Annotated in this window: 21 protein-coding genes and 1 pseudogene; 12 read left to right on the top strand and 10 right to left on the bottom strand. The window is 64.3% G+C overall.

The window, feature by feature from the left end:
* The first annotated feature begins 10 nt into the window (after positions 1-10).
* Both rimK and KUV74_RS14710 read left to right on the top strand, forming a co-directional pair.
* Entirely contained in the window at positions 11-925 is a 915-nt protein-coding gene (rimK, locus tag KUV74_RS14705; protein WP_045995123.1) for a 30S ribosomal protein S6--L-glutamate ligase, read from the top strand.
* Between the two features lie 288 nt (positions 926-1,213).
* On the top strand, positions 1,214-1,690 hold the full coding sequence (locus tag KUV74_RS14710) for a hypothetical protein (RefSeq protein WP_045995122.1): 477 nt from the start codon (positions 1,214-1,216) through the stop codon (positions 1,688-1,690).
* Between the two features lie 100 nt (positions 1,691-1,790).
* Here KUV74_RS14710 and KUV74_RS14715 read toward each other — a convergent pair whose 3' ends face one another.
* The 7 genes from KUV74_RS14715 to KUV74_RS14745 form a co-directional block, all read right to left on the bottom strand.
* Positions 1,791-2,567 (bottom strand): vancomycin high temperature exclusion protein, encoded by a 777-nt coding sequence (locus KUV74_RS14715; protein ID WP_124803951.1) that lies wholly within the window; start codon positions 2,565-2,567, stop codon positions 1,791-1,793.
* Positions 2,568-2,625: 58 nt separating this feature from the next.
* Entirely contained in the window at positions 2,626-3,198 is a 573-nt protein-coding gene (gene sufT / locus KUV74_RS14720; RefSeq protein ID WP_045995121.1) for a putative Fe-S cluster assembly protein SufT, read from the bottom strand.
* Positions 3,199-3,284: 86 nt separating this feature from the next.
* Positions 3,285-4,526 carry a cysteine desulfurase gene (locus KUV74_RS14725; protein ID WP_108133008.1) on the bottom strand — a complete coding sequence of 414 codons (1,242 nt, stop codon included), beginning with the start codon at positions 4,524-4,526 and terminating at the stop codon, positions 3,285-3,287.
* A 2-nt stretch (positions 4,527-4,528) separates the two neighbouring features.
* The gene (gene sufD, locus KUV74_RS14730; protein WP_108133009.1) at positions 4,529-5,875 is read right to left on the bottom strand and encodes a Fe-S cluster assembly protein SufD; all 1,347 of its coding nucleotides are present in this window, start codon (positions 5,873-5,875) and stop codon (positions 4,529-4,531) included.
* Positions 5,872-6,624, bottom strand: a complete 753-nt coding sequence (gene sufC / locus KUV74_RS14735) for a Fe-S cluster assembly ATPase SufC (RefSeq protein WP_045995118.1) — start codon at positions 6,622-6,624, stop codon at positions 5,872-5,874. The genes sufD and sufC overlap by 4 nt, the downstream gene beginning before the upstream one ends.
* 75 nt (positions 6,625-6,699) lie before the next feature.
* Positions 6,700-8,142, bottom strand: a complete 1,443-nt coding sequence (sufB, locus tag KUV74_RS14740; RefSeq protein ID WP_108450186.1) for a Fe-S cluster assembly protein SufB — start codon at positions 8,140-8,142, stop codon at positions 6,700-6,702.
* Between the two features lie 79 nt (positions 8,143-8,221).
* Positions 8,222-8,683 carry an SUF system Fe-S cluster assembly regulator gene (locus KUV74_RS14745; RefSeq protein WP_045995116.1) on the bottom strand — a complete coding sequence of 154 codons (462 nt, stop codon included), beginning with the start codon at positions 8,681-8,683 and terminating at the stop codon, positions 8,222-8,224.
* Between the two features lie 430 nt (positions 8,684-9,113).
* On the opposite strand from KUV74_RS14745, the gene KUV74_RS14750 reads away from it, so the two are divergent.
* The 10 genes from KUV74_RS14750 to KUV74_RS14795 all read left to right on the top strand — a co-directional run bounded on the left by KUV74_RS14750 (position 9,114) and on the right by KUV74_RS14795 (position 18,006).
* Positions 9,114-9,779: an ABC transporter permease gene (locus KUV74_RS14750; RefSeq protein WP_045995115.1), complete on the top strand. Its 666-nt coding sequence runs from the start codon at positions 9,114-9,116 to the stop codon at positions 9,777-9,779.
* 187 nt (positions 9,780-9,966) lie between these two features.
* A complete protein-coding gene (locus KUV74_RS14755; RefSeq protein ID WP_045995114.1) occupies positions 9,967-11,127 on the top strand; it encodes an ABC transporter ATP-binding protein in 1,161 nt (386 codons plus the stop codon).
* Between the two features lie 4 nt (positions 11,128-11,131).
* Positions 11,132-11,863 (top strand): ABC transporter permease, encoded by a 732-nt coding sequence (locus KUV74_RS14760; protein WP_222516702.1) that lies wholly within the window; start codon positions 11,132-11,134, stop codon positions 11,861-11,863.
* 45 nt (positions 11,864-11,908) lie between these two features.
* A complete protein-coding gene (locus KUV74_RS14765; RefSeq protein WP_222516703.1) occupies positions 11,909-12,790 on the top strand; it encodes a glycine betaine ABC transporter substrate-binding protein in 882 nt (293 codons plus the stop codon).
* 272 nt (positions 12,791-13,062) lie between these two features.
* Positions 13,063-14,370 carry an MmgE/PrpD family protein gene (locus KUV74_RS14770; protein ID WP_222516704.1) on the top strand — a complete coding sequence of 436 codons (1,308 nt, stop codon included), beginning with the start codon at positions 13,063-13,065 and terminating at the stop codon, positions 14,368-14,370.
* A 140-nt stretch (positions 14,371-14,510) separates the two neighbouring features.
* Positions 14,511-15,260 (top strand): SDR family oxidoreductase, encoded by a 750-nt coding sequence (locus KUV74_RS14775; RefSeq protein WP_045995111.1) that lies wholly within the window; start codon positions 14,511-14,513, stop codon positions 15,258-15,260.
* A 283-nt stretch (positions 15,261-15,543) separates the two neighbouring features.
* Entirely contained in the window at positions 15,544-15,720 is a 177-nt protein-coding gene (locus KUV74_RS14780; protein WP_157033168.1) for a hypothetical protein, read from the top strand.
* Positions 15,721-15,780: 60 nt separating this feature from the next.
* Positions 15,781-16,638: a nitrilase-related carbon-nitrogen hydrolase gene (locus tag KUV74_RS14785; protein WP_222516705.1), complete on the top strand. Its 858-nt coding sequence runs from the start codon at positions 15,781-15,783 to the stop codon at positions 16,636-16,638.
* 198 nt (positions 16,639-16,836) lie between these two features.
* Positions 16,837-17,322: a gluconokinase gene (locus tag KUV74_RS14790; RefSeq protein WP_315900824.1), complete on the top strand. Its 486-nt coding sequence runs from the start codon at positions 16,837-16,839 to the stop codon at positions 17,320-17,322.
* Positions 17,323-17,697: 375 nt separating this feature from the next.
* Positions 17,698-18,006 carry a hypothetical protein gene (locus tag KUV74_RS14795; RefSeq protein ID WP_045995291.1) on the top strand — a complete coding sequence of 103 codons (309 nt, stop codon included), beginning with the start codon at positions 17,698-17,700 and terminating at the stop codon, positions 18,004-18,006.
* A gap of 366 nt (positions 18,007-18,372) precedes the next feature.
* On the opposite strand, the gene KUV74_RS14800 is transcribed toward KUV74_RS14795, so the two are convergent.
* The 3 genes and pseudogenes from KUV74_RS14800 to KUV74_RS20895 all read right to left on the bottom strand — a co-directional run.
* A complete protein-coding gene (locus KUV74_RS14800) occupies positions 18,373-19,281 on the bottom strand; it encodes a 2-dehydro-3-deoxygalactonokinase (protein ID WP_124803965.1) in 909 nt (302 codons plus the stop codon).
* Positions 19,278-19,952 (bottom strand): 2-dehydro-3-deoxy-6-phosphogalactonate aldolase, encoded by a 675-nt coding sequence (locus KUV74_RS14805; RefSeq protein ID WP_222516707.1) that lies wholly within the window; start codon positions 19,950-19,952, stop codon positions 19,278-19,280. Before KUV74_RS14805 ends, KUV74_RS14800 begins: the two co-directional genes overlap by 4 nt.
* 92 nt (positions 19,953-20,044) lie before the next feature.
* Positions 20,045-20,203: pseudogene (locus tag KUV74_RS20895) on the bottom strand (C4-dicarboxylate ABC transporter permease); the annotation flags it as partial.

The following is a 20,203-nucleotide window of genomic DNA, read 5'->3' on the forward strand; positions in this document are numbered from 1 at the left end:
AGACTCGCACATGCATATCGCGCTGCTGTCCCGCAACCGCAATCTCTACTCCACTCGTCGCCTGGTGGAAGCCGCCGAACAACGCGGCCATACGGCCCGGGTGGTCGATACGCTGCGCTGCTACATGAGCATCGCTTCTCACCATCCGTCGATTCACTACAAGGGTGAGGAACTCGAGCCCTTCGACGCCGTCATCCCGCGCATCGGCTCCTCGGTCACCTTCTACGGCTGCGCCGTGCTGCGTCAGTTCGAGATGATGAACGTCACCGTGCTCAACGACAGCGTCGGCATCACCCGCTCCCGCGACAAGCTGCGCTCACTGCAGCTGCTGTCTCGCAAGGGCATCGGCCTGCCGGTGACCGGCTTCGCCCACTCCCCCGATGACATCCCGGACCTGATCACCATGGTCAAGGGCGCCCCGCTGGTGATCAAGCTGCTGGAAGGCACCCAGGGTATCGGCGTGGTGCTGGCCGAGACCAACCAGGCGGCGGAATCGGTGATCCAGGCGTTCATGGGCATGAAGGCCAACATCATGGTTCAGGAGTACATCAAGGAAGCCAAGGGCGCCGACATCCGCTGCTTCGTCATCGGCGACAAGGTGGTGGCAGCGATGAAGCGCCAGGCGGCCGAAGGCGAGTTCCGCTCCAACCTGCACCGCGGCGGCAGCGCCAGCGTCATCCGTATCACCCCGGAAGAACGCTCCACCGCCATCCGCGCGGCCAAGTCCATGGGGCTGCGCGTGGCCGGTGTCGACCTGCTGCGCTCCAACCATGGCCCCGTGGTGATGGAGGTGAACTCCTCGCCCGGCCTGCAGGGCATCGAGAGCGCCACCGGCAAGGACATCGCCGGCCTGGTCATCGAACACCTGGAAAAGAGCGCCACGGCGCGTCCACGGACCCGTACGCCGGCCAAACCCAAGGGCTGAAGCGGCAAGGGCTCAAGATAAAAGCCCCGTAAAGGATGACGCCGACGGGCGACCGATAGTACGGTCGCCCGTCTTCTTATTGGCGATCAGTTGTCCCTCATAAGCGCGAGGCTGTCCTTCGCCTACGACGATATCTCGCCGCAACCTGGTCAACTTTGTCAGCGCTTTTCGACCAAGGTCGAAGCGATCGACTATCCCACCGCAAGAATCATAAATATTTGCCACATTAGGGGTGGCAAAACTCCTGCTGGAGCCCCACAATTTGCGTCACCGGAGGAGGTGACGCGCATGTTTCTCGATAATCGCCAGGTGGCGATGGACAGCCTGCTGGAGGCCCTGGCCGACAGCGTCGACTATTTCCAGGACAATCTCGAGCGCCTGCGACCCTCGCTGCGCGACGCTCTGGAGCCCCACTTCGAGACGCGCCAGAAGACCATGCGCGAGCTCCAGGAGCTGGCGCGCGAACACCTCGACCTGCTGCCGCGTGATGCCGACGTCGAACGCGACGACTACATGTGGCTGTGGAGTCGTCTCAAGAGCTTTGTCGGCAACGACTCACAGGTGTTGATCAACGAGCTGCTCGAGCAGGAGCGGGTGCTGATGCAATCCCTCTCCACCCTGTTTACCCATCCCTTGCCGGGCCCCATCGAGCCGGTGATCGAAGAGGTATGGAAGGGTTGCCGCGCGCTGATTCGCGAGCTCTACGACCTGCAGAAGTCGACCGCCCAGAAGCGTGGCGCAGGCCGTCGAACCGTCAAACGCTGACGCCGCCGACCACAACGCCAATCCACGAAAACGCCTTGCCAGGCTCTGCCGGCAAGGCGTTTTTATTGGTGAAGCGGATGCCTGGGTAAAGGGGCCGCTCTCAGTTCTTGTCGGCGTCGGGCGTGCGCAGCAGCAATGGCGCCGCACTGGCGTCGCCTCTGGTCAACACCTCATCGATGATCTCGTGAAGACTTCGAGCCTCGATGCGAGCTGCCGGCGCCGCGATCTTCAAAGGCTCCAGCGGGCCAAGAAAGCGCGGCTCTCGTTGCCACAGGTAGAGATCGCCCAGGGTCGCCACCCGGGCCACCCACTCCCGCAGGATCAGCCAGCGAGAACCCTCCCTCTCGGGCGCCGGGCAGCCCTCGACCTCAAGTCCCAGGGCATCAGCGATGAACAGCGCCCGCGGCAGGTGCCAGTCCTGGGTAATCAATAGCGCGCGCTCCACTTCGAACACGTCGCGGGCCCTGGCCAGGGTATCGAAGGTGCTGAAACCGGCGTAGTCCAGCGTCATGTCGACCTCGCGCACGCCACGCGCCTTGAGATCGCGCCACATGGTCACCGGCTCGTTGTAGTAGCGGGTGGCATTGTCACCGGACACCAGCAGGTGGCGCAGACGTCCCTCGTTCATCAACCGGGCGGCGGCGATCATGCGCCCTTCGAAGTGGGGATTGCGGGTACCGCTGCGGGTCCAGTGGGAGGTGCCGAAGACGATGCCGACCTGGTGGGGGCGGCATTCGACGAGGCGAGGAGCGATGCGATCGCGGGTGGTGGCCACCACCCAGGCGTTGGCCGCGACGAAGGCCAGGGCGAGCAACAGGACCAGGCTACCGAGACACAGCAGCAGGCGACGAAACATCGTGAACAGCGGCTCGCGCATGACGATTCCAATTGACAGCGGAGGTCAGGACCCGCTGCGCGGGCCAGAGAGGGCCGGGTCAGAACATGCCAAGTTCCAGCTTGGCCTCGTCGCTCATCATCTCACGACTCCAGGGGGGATCGAAGACGATCTCGGTATGCACCTTGGAAATCTGCGGTGCTCCCAGAATCTTGTTGCGCGCATCCGCCGCGATCACATCGCCCATGCCACAACCGGGGGCGGTCAGGGTCATGCGAATGGTGACGATGCGCTCACCACTGATCAGGCGCTCGATACGACAACCGTATACCAGTCCCAGATCGACGATATTGACCGGGATCTCGGGATCGAAACAAGTCCTGAGCTGATCCCAGACAAACGCCTCGATCGCCGCATCGTCGGCCTCGGGGTCCAGTGTCGGGCGTGGCATCGGCTCGAGGCCCACCGCGTCCAGGTTGGATCCCTCGATCAGGTACAGACGTCCCTCGTAGGCAACACTCAGGGTGCTGCCCTTGGCCTGCATCACCGAGACGATGCTGTCCTCGTCAAGCGTCACCGTCTTGCCGAAGGGAATGGAGATGACCTCCACGTCCCGCTGCAACGGCAGTTGCTGGCCCTTGCTCAGTTGAGCAATCTGATCGTGTTCGCTCATGCAATTCCTTAGGCGGGTACGCCGAATGACTCCCTTGCCAACCAGGGCTCGAGGCGGCACGCGCCGCCCCGAGCCGCCCTGCTGCTTCAGCGCAGCATGCTGATCACCCGCTGGAGGCTCTCGACCAGCACGTCGACTTCCTCCGGGGTGTTGTAGGCCGCAAAGGAAGCGCGACAGGTGGCATCGACGCCGAACTGGGCCAGCAGCGGCTGGGCGCAGTGGTGGCCGGTACGAATCGCCACGCCGAGCTGGTCGATCAGCAGACCGATATCCTGGCTATGCACGCCGTCGACCACGAAGGACAAGACGCCTGCCTTGTCCGGCGCGGTGCCCAGCACGCGAAGGCCATCCACCGCCGCCACGCTTTCGGTGGCGTGCTCGAGCAGGCGATGCTCCCAGGCGCTGATGTGCTCAAGGCCGATCGAGTTGACCCATTCGATGGCACGGCCCAGGGCGATCACTTCGGCGATGGCCGGCGTGCCCGCCTCGAACTTGTGGGGAATGGCGGCAAAGGTGGTCGGCGTCTCGAAGGACACCGTGGCGATCATCTCGCCGCCACCCTGCCAGGGCGGCATGGCCTCGAGCAGCGCCTCGCGGCCGTAGAGCACGCCGGCGCCGGTGGGACCATAGACCTTGTGCCCCGAAAATGCGTAGAAGTCGGCACCGATGGCCTGAACATCGATCGGCTCATGGGGTGCCGCCTGGGCGCCATCCACCAGAATCAGCGCATCGTGCTGATGGGCGACCCGAGCCATCTCGGCCACCGGGTTGATGGTACCGAGGGCGTTGGAGACGTGATTGACCGCCACCAGCCGGGTGCGCTCGCCGATCAGGTCACGGTAGGCGTCCTGATCCAGCGCGCCACGCTCATCCACCGGGATCACCTTGATGGTGAAGCCGCGCTCGGCCGCCAGCAGCTGCCAGGGCACGATATTGGAGTGATGTTCGAGCTGGGAGATCAGCACCTCGTCACCGGGACCGAGGTTGGCGCGCCCCCAGCTCTGGGCCACCAGGTTGATCGCCTCGGTGGTGCCACGGGTGAACACGATCTCGCGGGTGCTCGCGGCGTTCACAAAGGCACGCACGGTCTCACGGGTGCCCTCGAAGGCCGCCGTGGCCTCGTCGGCCAGGGTGTGAAGGCCACGATGGATATTGGCATTCATCTGGCTGTAGTAGTGATCGAACACCTCGATCACCTGACGTGGCGTCTGGCTGGTGGCGGCGTTGTCCAGATAGACCAGGGGCTTGCCGTGGACCTCCCGATCGAGGATCGGGAAGTCCTTGCGCACCCTCGCCACATCGAGCAGCAGATCGCTGAAGTGGGTCATGCTCAGTCCTCGTTGAGGGCCACGGCGGCTTCCACCAGACCGGCCAGGTGGAAGCGCTCGGGCAGCTTGCCGGCCACGGTCAGCTCGACCCGCTCGGACACCGCGTCCAGGTTCACCTGGTCCATCACCTCACCGGCGAAGGCCAGGGTCAGCAGTCCACGTGCGGTGGCCTCGTCCAGCCCGCGGGTACGCAGGGCAAACACCGCTTCCTCGTCGAGCTGACCGGTGGTGGCGCCGTGGGAACACTTGACGTCGTCGGCGTAGATCTCGAGCTCGGGCTTGGTGTCGATCTGGGCGCGATCGGAGAGCAGCAGGTTGGCGTTGCTCTGGTCGGCCTCGATCTTCTGGCTGTCGCGCTTGACGATCACCTTGCCGTTGAACACGCCGTGGGCGCGGTCATCGAGGATGCCCTTGTAGTTCTCGTGGGAGAAGGTGTGGGGCGCGTTGTGGTTGGCCAGGGTGTGGTTGTCTACATGCTGGCGATTCTGGCCGTAGAACAGACCATTGAAGGTCACCTCGGCGCCCTGGCCATTGAGGTCGCTGACCAGGTCGTTGCGCACCAGTCCACCACCGAGGGTGATGTTGAAGGAGGTGAACTGAGCGTCGCGGCACTGCTCCACGTGGATACTGGCCACGTGCAGGTCCTGCTCGGGCGACTCCACCAGCTTGTAGTGGGTCAGGTTGGCGCCACGATCGAGCATCACCTCTTCCACCAGGTTGGTGAAGTTGGCGGCGCCCTCTTCACCCACATGGTGTTCGATCACGGTGGCCTGGCTGCGTCCGCCCGCCTCGATCAGGATACGCGGGTGGCTCATCACCGGCGCCTCGTTGGCCCGGGACAGGAACTGCAGCACGATGGGCTTGTCGACCACGGTGCCGGGCGCCAGGCGCACCAGCGCGCCCTCCTCGAAGAAGGCGGTGTTGAGCGCCGAGAAGGCCGAGAATTCGACCCCGGTCAGGCGCCCCAGCGGGCCGCCGACGGCCTCATGGTTCTCTTCCAGGGCCTGGGACAGCGGCTGCACCTGCACGCCACCCGGCAGCTCGGACAGGTCCGACAGGGCGCTGGAAAAGACGCCGTCGACGAAGGTCAGACGGTGGGCGTCCAGCGGCAGCGTCAGGGCAGCGGCGCTGGCCTGGGAAAACTCGGCAGAGCCTGTGAGCTGGAAGTCGGTGCGACTGATGGCGCGCACGTCGGTGTACTTCCACTCTTCGACGCGGCGATCGGGAAAGCCCATCGCCTCGAAGCGGGCCGCACCGGCCTGGCGCCGTGCGGCGATCCAGGTGGGTTCGCCGCGGCGCGCCTCGCTGCGCTCGTTCAGACGATCGAGAAAGCGTTGCACATCACTCATGCAGCGGGCTCCTCTACGACCCAGTCGTAGCCACGGGATTCGAGTTCATGGGCAAGCTCTGCGCCGCCGCTCTTGACGATCCGGCCGTTCACCAGCACGTGGACGTGGTCGGGCACGATGTAGTCGAGCAGGCGCTGGTAGTGGGTCACCAGCAGGATGCCGCGATCTTCACTGCGCAGCGAGTTGACCCCATCGGCCACCACCTTCATGGCGTCGATGTCGAGGCCGGAGTCGATCTCGTCGAGCATCGCGAGCTTGGGCTGCAGCACCAGCATCTGCAGGATCTCGTTACGCTTCTTCTCGCCGCCGGAGAAGCCTTCATTGACGGCACGCTGCAGGAAGCTGTTGTCCATCTTCATGAAGGACACCTTTTCCTTGATCAGCTTCATGAACTCGGGTGCCGGAATCTCGCCCTCGCCGCGCGCCTCGCGCTGGGCGTTGAGCGCCGCCTTGAGCAGGTAGATGTTCTTGACCCCCGGGATTTCCACCGGGTACTGAAAGCCCAGCAGCAGACCGGCCTGGGCGCGCTCTTCAATCTCCATCTCGAGGACATCCTTGCCCTCGAAGGTGATCGAGCCCGCGGTCACCTCGTAGCCGTCCTTGCCCGCGATGACGGCGGACAGGGTCGACTTGCCGGCGCCATTGGGACCCATGATGGCGTGCACTTCGCCAGGCTGGATGGACAGGGTCAGACCCTTGAGGATTTCAGAGCCCTCGACGGTGACGTGGAGATCCTTGACTTCGAGCATGTAGACACCTTTGCGATGCCCGCCGCGCCGGGCGGCGGGAGAAAAACGAATAAGGGTGGAATGTAGCGCCGGGGGTCAGCCCACCGCGCCTTCGAGCGTCACGTTGAGCAGCGCCTCTGCCTCGACCGCAAACTCCATCGGCAGCTCCTGGAAGACGTCCTTGCAGAAGCCGTTGACGATCATGTTGACCGCGTCTTCCTCGGAGATACCGCGGCTCTGGCAGTAGAACAGCTGGTCCTCGCCGATCTTGGAGGTGGTCGCCTCGTGCTCCACCGTGGCCGTCGAGTTGCCGATCTCCTGGTACGGGAAGGTGTGGGCACCGCAGGTATCGCCGATCAGCAGCGAATCACACTGGGTAAAGTTGCGCGCACCCTTGGCCCGCGGGCCGACCTTGACCAGACCACGATAGGACTGGTTGGAACGCCCGGCGGAGATACCCTTGGAGACGATGGTGGACTTGGAGCCCTCGCCCAGGTGGATCATCTTGGTGCCGGTATCGGCCTGCTGGCGACCGTTGGTCACCGCCACCGAGTAGAACTCGCCGATGGAGTCCTTGCCACGCAGGATGCAGGACGGGTACTTCCAGGTGATGGCAGAGCCGGTCTCGACCTGGGTCCAGCTGATGTGGGAACGGTCGCCACGGCAGTCGCCACGCTTGGTGACGAAGTTGTAGATGCCGCCCTTGCCGTCCTCGTCACCCGGATACCAGTTCTGCACCGTGGAGTACTTGATGCTGGCGTCTTCCAGCGCCACCAGTTCCACCACCGCGGCGTGCAGCTGGTTCTCGTCACGCATCGGTGCGGTGCAGCCTTCCAGGTAGGACACCTGGGCCTTCTTCTCGCACACGATCAGGGTGCGCTCGAACTGGCCGGTGTTGGCGGCGTTGATGCGGAAGTAGGTGGACAGCTCCATCGGGCAGGTCACGCCTTCCGGCACGAACACAAACGAGCCGTCGGTGAACACCGCCGAGTTGAGCGCGGCAAAGTAGTTGTCGCTGGTCGGCACCACGGTACCCAGGTACTGCTTGACCAGCTCCGGATAGTCGCGGATCGCCTCGGAGATGGAGCAGAAGATCACGCCGGCCTCGGCCAGCTTGTCCTTGAAGGTGGTGGTCACCGACACCGAGTCGAACACCGCGTCCACGGCGACGCCAGCCAGGGCCGCACGCTCATGCAGCGGGATGCCCAGCTTCTCGTAGGTTTCGAGCAGCTTGGGGTCCACCTCGTCGAGGCTCTGGGGCTTGTCTTCCTCACGCTTGGGCGCGCTGAAATACGAGATCGCCTGATAGTCGATGGGCGGATAGTCCAGATGGGCCCAGGACGGCGCGGTCATCTTCAGCCACTGACGGTAGGCGTCCAGGCGCCAATCGAGCATCCACTGCGGCTCACCCTTCTTCTTGGAGATGAAGGCGATGGTGTCTTCATCCAGCCCCGGCGGGATCGTGTCGCTCTCGATGTCGGTCACGAATCCTTCTTTATATTCGCGACGGACGAGCTGTTCCATTTCCTGACTTGCCATGATGTGTCCCCTCCCGGACGGTTCGGTCGGCGGGCGTTACCCGCCCAGGGTAATGAAGTCGATGTCGATGAGGCGCTGGTCAGGCTTCCGCCGCCAGGCTGATGCTCTGGATCGGCAGGCGAATCGGCAGCTTCAGCGGCGCACTGTCGGCCAGGTGCGCCAGGGTGATGCTGTCGAGCAGTTCGCGGATCGCCAGCGACACTCGCTGCCAGTTGTCGGCCACCCCGCAGGTGGAGGCCAGGTCGCATTCGCCATCGGCGTGGCTGCATTCGGTCACCGCCACCGGCCCTTCGATGGCCGCGATGATGTCGCTGGCGGTGATCTCCGAGGCAGGACGCGCCAGGTAGTAGCCACCCTGGGCGCCGCGCCGGGACACCAGCAGTCCCGCGCGCACCAGCATCTTCAGCGTCTTGCTCACCGTGGGGTGAGGCAACTGCACCGCTTCGGCGAGCTCTCCGGCGGCGTGCGGCTGCTGGGGGTGACGTGCGATCTGTGCCATCACCACCGCCGCATAGTCCGTCAACCGGGAAAGCTTCAGCATGCCCATCTCCTCGGGGAGTTCCCCTCGTCGGTGCAGGGCTCAGCCCCTGCTTCGATTGGGGACCATTTTAGTCCTGTATAACCTCCATGTGAAGAGCGGCACACATCTATCACGTCGATAGCCCTCACGTTCTCGGCACGATCGCCGCCGATAGACACAATAAAACCAATCATTCTCATTTACTTTAACTATGCGTCCGGGTTGACAGCCTCACCCCCAAGCATCAGATCCATCAATTCCCGTCATTGCAGATCGTCATTCATGATCAAACCAAATAGATACTTCATTCTGCTAAGCTTGTGCCGTATCAACGGCCAGTGAACGCAACGCCTCGCCTCTTGTCAGGCCGAGCCGATGGCGTGTGTCCTGGCCCAGGGTCGTTCACAGGCCCGACTCACCCCGCCGCGAGGCCTCGACAGGAGCTATTGCCTTGGAACTGATTCAGTACGCCCTGGACAACGCCGACCTGCTGTTGTCCCGGACCCTCGAGCACATCTCGCTGGTGGGCGTTGCCGTCGGCATCGCCACCCTCACCGGGGTGCCCATCGGCATCGCCATCACCCGCAACGAGCGCGTCGCCCAGGCGGTGCTCTACGCCGCGTCGATCATCGTCACCGTGCCCTCCATCGCGCTGTTCGGGATCATGATTCCGGTGCTGTCGCTGATCGGTCAGGGCATCGGCTACCTGCCGGCGGTGATCGCGGTGCTGCTGTACTCCCAATTACCGATCATTCGTAACACCTACACCGCCATCAACAACGTCGACCCGGCCCTGCGCGAGGCTGCCCGTGGCATCGGCATGAGCCACCGGCAACGCCTGCGGATGGTCGAGATCCCGCTGGCGGTGCCGGTGATCATGGCCGGGGTGCGCACCGCCGTGGTGCTCAATATCGGCGTCATGGCGATCGCCGCCTATATCGGCGCTGGCGGTCTCGGCACCTTTATCAGCCGTGGTATCTCCCAGTCCGACCCGCGCCAGCTGATCGTCGGCGCGGTGGCGGTCAGCCTGCTGGCGATCATCGTCGACTACGGCCTGCTGGCGGTGCAGAAGCGCTTCACGCCCAAGGGCATGGAAGGCGCCGCCAACGCCGCCTGATCATTTGTGTTCCGGCAACGTCGCGGAAATGCCGCTGCGGCGGCTGGCGTCCTGTACGCCACACCGCCCGAGCGCAGCCGGAACGTCGATACGACAACAGGTGAGCCGCCGCCTCGACAGCGGCACCGTCGACGCCCATCGACGACCCGGAGCTCGCCGACGCCGACTTGCATACAAGGATTTGCTCATGATTCGTCTGGAAAACCTGACCAAGGTCTTCGATACGCCCAAGGGCGCGGTCGTCGCCGCCGACCACATCAACATGGAGGTCCCCAGCGGCGAGATCTGCATCCTGCTCGGCCCCTCCGGCTGCGGCAAGACCACCACCCTCAAGATGATCAACCGGATCGTGAAGCCCTCCTCCGGCAAGGTGTTCATCAATGGCGATGACACCACCGGCATGGACACCCAGGACCTGCGCCGCAACATCGGCTACGTCATCCAGCAGATCGGCCTGTTCCCCAACATGACCATCGAGGAGAACATCGCGGTGGTGCCCAAGCTGCTGGGCTGGGACAAGGCGCGCTACAAGGAGCGTGCCCGCGAGCTGATGCGCATGATCGCGCTGGAACCCGACGCCTTTCTCAAGCGCTATCCGTCCGAGCTGTCCGGTGGTCAACAGCAGCGTATCGGTGTGGCCCGGGCACTGGCCGCCGATCCCCCCGTGATGCTGATGGACGAGCCCTTCGGCGCCATCGACCCGATCAACCGGGCGGTGATCCAGGATGAATTCCTGAAGATGCAGCAGGACCTGAAGAAGACCATCATGTTCGTCAGCCACGATATCGACGAGGCGATCAAGATGGGGGATCGGGTCGCGGTCTTCCGTGAGGGCAAGCTGGTGCAGTATTCGTCCCCCGACGACCTGCTGGCGGCGCCGAAGAATGCCTTCGTCGAGTCCTTCCTGGGCGAGGACCGCGCGCTCAAGCGGCTGAATCTGGTCAAGGTCGCCGAAGTGGTCAGCGATGAGATCGGTACCGTCAAGCCGGAGGACACCCTGACCACGGCGCTCGCACGCATCGACGACTTCGGCTACCAGAATTCGATCCTGATGATCAACGACAAGCGCCAGCCGGTGGGCCTGATCAGCCGCTCCCTGGCCCGCACCACCAAGGGCTACTGCCGCGACCACTTCCAGAACGTGCCGGCCACGGTGAGTCTCGACGACGACCTGCGCAAGGTGGCCTCGCTGATGTTCGCCCAGGACATCACCTGGCTGCCCTGCGTCGACGAGGAGGGCCGCGTCTGCGGGCAGATCACCCAACGCGCCATGACCCACCACCTGGGCGCCCGCTTCCGTACCAAGCAGCGCGAGACGTCCGCCGTGGCCGCCGAGCCCAAGGAGTGAGCCGATGCTGATTCGAAGCCTGAAAAGCGCCGGACTCGTCCTTGCCCTGATTGTCATCTTCCTGCTCGGGGTATGGGCCCAGGCCAGCGGCGCCATCGATGACTTCCTGTGGTACCTGCCCGACGTCCAGTATCTGGTGGTCCAGCACCTGTGGCTGACCTTGCTGTCGGGCAGCCTGGCGATCCTGGTCGCGATCCCGCTGGGGGTGTGGCTGTCGCGCCCGAGCATGGCCAAGGCCGCGGAATCGATGATGCAGGTGCTCAACGTCGGCACCACCATCCCCACCCTGGCGGTGCTGGCGCTGTCCATGAGCTTTCTCGGCATCGGTACCGTGCCGGCGGTGTTTGGCCTGTTCGTGGCCACCCTGCTGCCCATCGCGCGCAACACCTACGCCGGACTCAAGGGCGTCTCGCCGGCGCTCAAGGAGGCCGCTGCCGGGATTGGCATGTCACCGACCCAGCGCCTTTTCAAGGTGGAACTGCCCAATGCCCTTTACGTCATCTTTGCCGGTATCCGTACCGCCCTGACCATCAACGTCGGCACGGTGCCCCTGGCCTTTTTGATCGGCGCAGGCGGACTGGGTGAGCTGATCTTCACCGGCATCGATCTCTACGATCCGATCATGATGCTGTCCGGGGCCATCCCCACCGCCCTGCTGGCGATCCTGGTGGACGCCCTGGTGGCCGGCGTGGCCTTCATCGTGGTGCCGCGCGGCGTCAATCCGGCGCGGGCCTGAACACCTGGGCTTTCCAACAACGACACCCTGCAAGGAGATATTCGCATGAAGACCCTGATGACCACCCTGACCGGCCTGGCCCTGTTTACCGCTACGGCTACCGCCAGTGCCGACGAGATCGTGATCGGTGGCAAGAACTTCACCGAGCAGCAACTACTGGCCAGCATGACCACCCAGTATCTGGACGGGCTCGGCTACGACGTCGACACCCGCGCCGGCATGGGCTCGGCGGTGCTGCGCCAGGCTCAGGAAAACGGCCAGATCGACCTCTACTGGGAGTACACCGGCACCTCGCTGATCAACTACAACGACGTCACCGAATCGCTGTCCGCCGACGAGACCTACCAGCGCGTCAAGGAACTGGACGGCGAGAAGGGCCTGGTGTGGCTCGAGCCTTCCGCCGCCAACAACACCTACGCCCTGGCCATGCGCGCCGAAAGCGTGGAGGAAACGGGCATCAGTACGCTGTCCGACCTGGCGTCTGCGGTGAATGACGGTGAAGAGCTTGCCTTTGCCATGAACGCCGAGTTCTACGCCCGCGAAGACGGCTGGCGTCCGCTGCAGCGCGCCTACGACTTCCGCGTCGAGCGTGGCGCCGTCAAGCGCATGGACTCCGGCCTGGTCTATCAGGCGCTGCGCGACGGCCAGGTCGATATCGGCCTGGTGTTTGCCACCGACGGTCGTGTGCCGGCCTTCGACTTCCAGATCCTCGAAGACGACCAGGGCTTCTTCCCGGCCTACGCCCTGACCCCGGTGGTCCGCCAGGACACCCTGGACGCCAACCCGGAACTCGCAGAGCAGATGAACGCGCTGTCGGCGCTGCTCGATGACGACACCATGGCGAGCCTCAACGCCCGAGTGGACGTCGAGCGCGAGACCATCGAGGACGTCGCCGAGTCCTTCCTCGAGGACAACGACCTGCTGTGACCCTTCAAGGCCCCCGTTCGGGGGCCTTTTTCTTAGGCGCTGTCCGAAAAGTCGACGAGCGAAGGTTAGACAAGGCAAAAATCGGTGAGAAAGCGCAGTTTACGGGGTGTAAATGAGCATGTTGATCCGATTTTTAACGCCGTATTACCGAGCGCAGGCACTTTTCAGACAAGCCCTAGCTCGCCAGCGTGCGGCAACCGGGCACTCAACCAGCACAACCGGTCGCCCCACCTCCTCCCTTGCTGCTCCCCTGTTCGACAAAGGACCTCCCCATGAGCACTTCCCGGGACGTCATCCACTGGATCCTCACGTCTCCCCTCGACCGCCTCGATGACGCTCAGTGCCACCACGCCAAGCGCTGCCTGATCGACCTGATCGGCGTCGCCGCCGGCGCCACCGACACTGCCCTGGCCGAGCACGCACGGCGCTACGTCAGGGTGCAGCACGCGGGGGATCGCCCCTTGCTGTTCGCGTCATCAACGGCGTCCGCTACCGGCGTCGCCCTGCACGGCGCCTGGCTGATCGATGCACTCGACGCCCACGACGGCCAGGTGCTGACCAAGGGCCACGCCGGCGTCGCCATCCTGCCGGGACTGCTGGCGCTGCCCGAGATCGAGCAGGTCAGCGGCAGGGATTTTCTCGGCCTGCTGGCGATGGGCTACGAGATCGCCACCCGGGCCGGCATCGCGCTGCACGCCTCGAGCCCCGACTACCACACCTCAGGGGCCTGGAATGCCCTCGGCGTGGCAGCGGTGACCGCGCGCCTCAAGGGCCTCGCCCCGGCCCAGCTGGAACACGCCCTCGGCATCGCCGAATTCTATGGCCCGCGCAGCCAGATGATGCGCTGCATCGATCACCCCACCATGCTCAAGGATGGCTCCGGCTGGGGTGCCCAGGCCGGCGTCGCGGCCACGCTGCTGGCCGAGGACGGCTTCACCGGAGCCCCGGCGGTGACCCTGTGCGATGAGCAGCAATCCGCAGTTTGGGGCGATCTGGGACGGCGCGACTACCTGTCACAGCAGTACTTCAAGGCCTATCCGGTATGCCGCTGGGCCCAGCCGGCGGTGGAGGCGGTACTCGCCATACCCGCCGCCGAACGCCAGGTGGAGAACATCGAACGCATCGAGATCACCACCTTCCACGAAGCCAGGCGCCTGCACACCGTCGCCCCGACCACGACCGAACAGGCCCAGTACAGCCTGCCCTGGTCGGTCGCCTGCGCCCTCGATCGAGGCACCATCGACGTCGCCGCCATCAGCAGGGATCTCGGCGACGACGATCTCGTGGCGCTGTCACGGCGGGTGACGATCACCGAATGCGATGAATACAACGCACGCTTTCCGGCCGAGCGCTGGGCCAGCGCTACGCTGCACCTGCGCGATGGCCGCCGTATTCAAAGCCCTGCCATGGAAGCCCGCGGCAATCCTCACAATCCGCTGAGCGATGACGAGATCGCGGCCAAGTTTCAGGCCCTGGCAAGCCCGGTGCTGGGCGCACGCGCCAATGAGATCGAGGAGGTCGTCGGCACCCTGGAAACACGCCCCATCGGCGATCTGCTGAGGTTGCTGGGACAACCTTGAACGCGTGAGCCCAGGGCGTCGAACATGACGGGAGGTGGCTAGGGTGACAAAGGTGCCATGGGTGACAAAGGTGGCAAGGGTGACAAGCGCAGTGAAAGCGCCAAGGATAGGCAGATGAGACCGCTACCCGAGGATTCGCCATGCCTTTCGCCCCTTCCGACGTCATCTTGATCACCGGCGGCTCCCGCGGCATCGGCCGCGCCACCGCCCTGGCCTGCGCCCGTGCCGGTGCGCGAGTCGCCTTCAGCTACCGCAGCGATGACGCTGCCGCCCGGGACACCCTGGCAGCCTGTCAGGCGCTGACCGGCGAAGACGGCGCCATTGCCCTTCAGGCCGACGTGGTCGAGGAGGCCCAGGTGATGGCGCTGTTTGCCAGCACGCGACAACGTCTGGGCCCGATCACCGGGGTGGTCAACAACGCCGGTATCGTGGCGCCCTCCATGGCACTGGCGGATATGTCAGTGGAGCGCCTGCGTCAGGTGGTCGATACCAATGTGCTCGGCGCCCTGCTGGTCGCCCGGGAAGCCGCGCGCGCTCTGGTCGACCATGGCGCCCTGGTCAACGTCAGCTCCATGGCCTCTCGCCTGGGCTCACCCAACGAGTACGTCGACTACGCCGCCAGCAAGGGCGCACTGGATACCCTGACCATCGGCTTGAGCAAGGAACTGGGCCCCCGTGGCATTCGCGTCAATGCCGTACGTCCAGGGCTGATCGAGACCGATATCCATGCCCGGGCGGGTCGACCGGAGCGGCTGGCTGAACTCGGGCCGGGCTGTCCGCTGGGGCGTGCCGGTCGCCCGGAAGAGGTCGCCGAGGCCATCGTCTGGCTGCTGTCCGACGCGGCCTCCTATGTCACGGGGTCCTTTATCGACCCCGCCGGAGGTCGTTAGGGCTTGTCTGAAAAGTGCCTGCGCTCGGTAATACGGCGTTAAAAATCGGATCAAAATGCTCATTTACACCCCGTAAGCTGCGCTTTCTCACCGATTTTTGCCTTGTCTAACCTTCGCTCGTCGACTTTTCGGACAGCGCCTAGGGCTCGTCTGACAAGCGCCTGGTTTCGTCGGCGCTTGACCCAGGTCGCCTCGCCGTCTGTCTTTTTGACGTATAGAAGATGTTGCTGTCAGGCATTTTTTCGGCCCCGGGCGGTCCGGGGCCTCAAACGGAGCCCCTTCTATGGACACTCGCTTCTATCTCCTTATCGCCGCGGTCCTCGTCGGGCTTGCCGTCATCCACTGGATTGGCTTTCGCCTGCTCAAGCGCAAGCTGCAGCCGCCCCAGGAAAGCGGTACCCCCCGCGACGCAACGCCCGGGCGCAGCAGAGACAACAGCGACAGCAGTGAGGAACGTTGATCCGCCGGGCAAATTGCGGCACCTTGTGGCGCCCTGCCCCCACCCTCAGGAATTCCAGCAATGCAGCATCAGGCCAAGCAGCATCAGGACCAGCTACAGGTCGCCTGCGCCCAGATCAACGCGCGCCTTGGTGACGTCGAGGCCAATCTCGCCCATCACCTCGACGTGATTCATGACGCCCGCCGTCGTGGCGTGGAATTGCTGGTCTTTCCCGAGCTCTCATTGACCGGTTATGGCCTGGGCCCGCGGGTGCTGGAGGTGGCCATGCCATCGGAAGACCCGCGGCTGGTCCAGCTGGCCAAGGCGGCCGCCGGCATGCAGGTCATCGTCGGCTTCGTCGAGGAAGCGAGCCCCGGCGAGATCTACAACGCCCTGGCGATCCTCCAGGACGGTCGCATCGCGGCGGTGCATCGCAAGCTCAACCTGCCCACCTACGGCGGACTCGAGGAAGGCAAGTGGTTCAGCCATGGCGCCAGGCTGACCGAGGTGGCGGTGCGCCCCGGCTGGAGCACCACCTCGATGATCTGCGCCGACCTGTGGAATCCGGCGCTGGTGCATGCCGCCCTGCTGGCACGGCCGACGGTACTGTGTGCACCGATCAATTCGGCCTCCGGCATCGTCTCCGAGGACTTTTCCAACGAGGAAAACTGGGCACTCAACGTGCGCTTCTACGCCATGACCTATGGCACGCCGGTGTTGATGGCCAACCGCTATGGACCCGAAGGCGACAGCCATTTCTGGGGCGGATCGCGCATCCTCGGGCCACGCGGCGAGAGCCTGGCCGAGGCCGAAGATCGCGAGACCCTGATCTGCGCCGAACTGTCGCGTACCGCCATCGCCAGGGCACGCTTCGAACTGCCGACCCTGCGTGACGCCGACAGCCCCCTGATTCGCGAACTGATGAGCGGCTATCGCTGATACAGCGCTGGTTCGCATAGCGCTTTCGACACCGGTATCGACAGCGCTTTCGACAACGGTATCGAGACGCCCGGCGCCGAGAATTCTCAAGGTGAAAATGCTAGGATAACGCTTCCATCTTGCAGACAATTTTCGGCGCCACCTATGACAACATCGTCTCGATCCTGCGGCCTTTCCTCTCCTTCTTGCCTGCTCGTCATGGGCGTGTCCGGTTCGGGAAAATCGTATATCGGCAAACTGCTGGCCGAACGAACCGGCGCGTTGTTTATCGACGGTGATGACCATCACAGCCCCGAAAACATCGCCAAGATGTCCCGCGGAGAACCGCTCACCGACGAGGATCGGCAGGGCTGGCTTGCCACCCTGGCAGGGCTCTACCGGGAGCATCAGCAGCAGGGACAATCGCTTGTCATCGGCTGCTCGGCGCTCAAGCGCCAGTACCGTAACCTGCTGCGTGAAGGAGCACCCGCGCTTGAGATTCTTTATCTGCATGGCAGCTACGAGGTCCTGCTGGAGCGGCTGAACAGCCGTGGACAGCACTTCTTCGCCGGCGAGCATATGCTCAAGAGTCAGCTCGCCACCCTGGAAATGCCAGGTGATGACGAGGCCATCCGTTGCGATATCCAGATGACCCCCGATGCCATCATCGATAACTTCCTGGCACAGCTGGCGAGCCGTCGATAGTCCTGAATGCCAGCGCTGAACGACCTGTCGCAGTGAGACCCGACCTCGGAGTCGCCCTTTCCTGACAGGCTGCTGTCAGCTTTTTTATCGGTGATAGCGCGAAGGCAAAGTTTCTCGCCCACGCAGCAGTAATGAAGTCCGTAGAATTGTCACCAAGTCGTCATGTTGCAACTCTGGTCGACCACCAGCACCGACGGCGAACAGCGTTAACCGCATCCCGGCAAATCGCGGCAACAACCGGCCGTCGACAACGGAACGTCGACATCAGCGCGTCGCTGGTCAGTACGTAACTCGTCAGCACGTTATCGGACGGCACGTTACTGATGAGTCAGTACAGTTGGCCAGCGCGTCGATATCAGCAGACAGGAGGCTCCCATGACAGATCCAATGGTAGGCAAGACGTTTGAATTCAACTGTGACGGCACCACCTGGGGCGTCGTCTTCGAGAATGCCACCCGCATGCGCCATCGCCTGGGCGGCAATTCACCGTCCCAGAAAGCTCAGGACATCAGCTCCGCCTACCTGGCGACCCCGGTCGATGAGCACCGGATCTTCGTCTACGGACTCGAGGAGCAACAGCTGGCGCTGCGCTACGTGCTGGATTTCAACGACATGACCTTTGTCGGTCATGGTGCCTTTGACGGTCTGTCCTCCACCGCCAGTGGCGAGTTCCGCCCGTCCTGAATCCTGGCGGCCGCGCCTTGATATGGCCACGCCGTACCTGGTAATCGCCTGGTTCTTGGTACCTGAAACCTGGCACCTGGCACCTGGCACCTGGCACCTGGCACCTGGCACCTGGCACCTGAAAGCAGTCTAGATAGGCATCAAGCACCAGCGGACATCAAGGACCGTCCCGAAACTGCATCGGTCACCGGTCCTTGATGCCTGTGATGGCCCATTTGGGCCACCTCCCAGGCTTCGGCCTCGCCTCCCCACCGCTGGCGTGCAGATATCATCGCTGATGACATGACGCCGATGATCAAGACACTGGTGACTAGGCTTGGGTGACGAGGCCTGGGTAATTCAGCCCTGGTGACCTGGCCCAGTCAATCAGCCCGCGCGGTGGCGTTCAGCCAAGGCAACCAGCCCGGCCAGGGTGGCGTTGTCGCTGTCGACTTCCTCGACGCGAATGCCCTGGCGCTCCAGCGCCTGGCGGTAGAGCGGATTGAGACTGGACGAGCCGACCAGTACCACCGCGCCCTGGTGGTCCAGCAGATGCTCGCGCTGGGCCAGCACCTCGGCACCGATCAGCACCCCGGACAGAAAACTGCCCACCTGGTGGGCGCCAAGTCCTGCGTACAGGTGGCGGCTTCGGCCTTCGAACAGGGCGTGCATCAAGCCCGCCGGATGGTCCGCCGCCGCCAGCCCCTGGGCAAAGCCATCGGCGTCGTGGGCGTCGCTGCCCCTGGCCGGCTCTCCCGGCAGGGTATGAAACCGCACCGCATGATAGAGCTCGCCGGTCATCACCGTGGAGAAGTCGATCAGCCGCTCTCCTTCCAGACGGGCCCACTTGCTGTGGGTGCCCGGCAGACAGCAGACCCCGGCGGACAAGCCCAGCAGCGCCAGTGCACCGAAGGCCTGGATCTCCTCGCCGCGCATCACGTCGACGTGATCCTCGCGCACCACCTTGAGGCCAGGCACGATCCAGGCGTTGTCCAGCCCCGGCGCCGCTACGACATTGTCGGCCAGGTCGGTGGCCGAACGCGGCACCTCGAGCTGCGGTGCTTCGCTCCAGCCCCGCGCCGAGCCGACCATGCCCGACAGGTAGACCGGCACTTCACCGCCCTTTCGCCAGGCCCCGACCTGGGCCTCGCAGTAATGCGGGAATTCGTCCGTGCTCAACGACTTGAGCCCGGCATCCGAGCGCACGCTATCGAGACACTCGCCGCTGTCGCGGTCCACCAGAAAGGCCCGAAAGTTGCTGGTTCCCCAGTCAATGGCGATCAGCCGCCGGCTCATGCGCCACCCCCTTGCTGGCCTGCCTGGTCAGCCGCCAGACGCTGCCATTCGGCCACCAGCTCGCGTGCGATCTCCCCCACCTCGACGGCGCTGCGTCCGGGCTTGTAGAGGTTGCTGCCGAAACCGAAGCCGGCGATGCCGACGGCATGCCACTCGGCCATGTTGGAGCGATTGATACCGCCCACCGCCAGCACCGGCAGGCCCTTGGGCAGGATCGCACTGATGTCCTTGAAGTAGCCGGTACCCAGGCGTGCCGCCGGGAACAGCTTGAGTGCCGTCGCCCCTGCCCGCGCCGCGGCCAAGGCTTCGGTCGGGGTCATGCAGCCGATCATCGGCGCAAGCCCACGCTCGGCGCCCAGCGCCACCAGCTCGGCCTCCGTGTTGGGGGTGATCATCAACGGCGCCCCGAGCTCGGCAAGCCGAGCGGTATCGTCTTCGTCGAGCACCGTGCCGGCACCGATCAAGACGTCGTCGGGACAACAGGCCACGGCGCGCTCGATGCTGACCCAGGGCTCAGGCGAGTTGAGCGGAATCTCGATCAGCCGGAAACCGGCCTCGACCAGGGCGTGACAGACCGGCTCGATCTCGTCCGGCGTGATACCACGCAGGATCGCCACCAGCGGCGTCTCGGCCATGGCAGCGTCCAGCACGCGACGTTGAGCGTCGTTCATCGCAAAGTCCTCGAAGTCGAAAAGAAGGAAAACTCAGCCCCATGATAAAGCGAAGGGCGGCTGTTGCCGCCCTTCGCCGTCAGGGTTCAGACCTAGTTGACTAGCCACATGGCCATCTCGGGCCACACCAGAAGCGCCGCGAGTACGCATAGCTGCAGGGCGATAAAGGGCAGCACCGAGACGAAGATGTCCTTGAGGCTGATCTCCGGTGGCGCCACGCCCTTCAGGTAGAAGGCCGCGGGACCGAACGG

The organism is Halomonas sp. DP1Y21-3 (genome assembly GCF_019801245.1).
Lineage (GTDB): Bacteria > Pseudomonadota > Gammaproteobacteria > Pseudomonadales > Halomonadaceae > Halomonas > Halomonas litopenaei.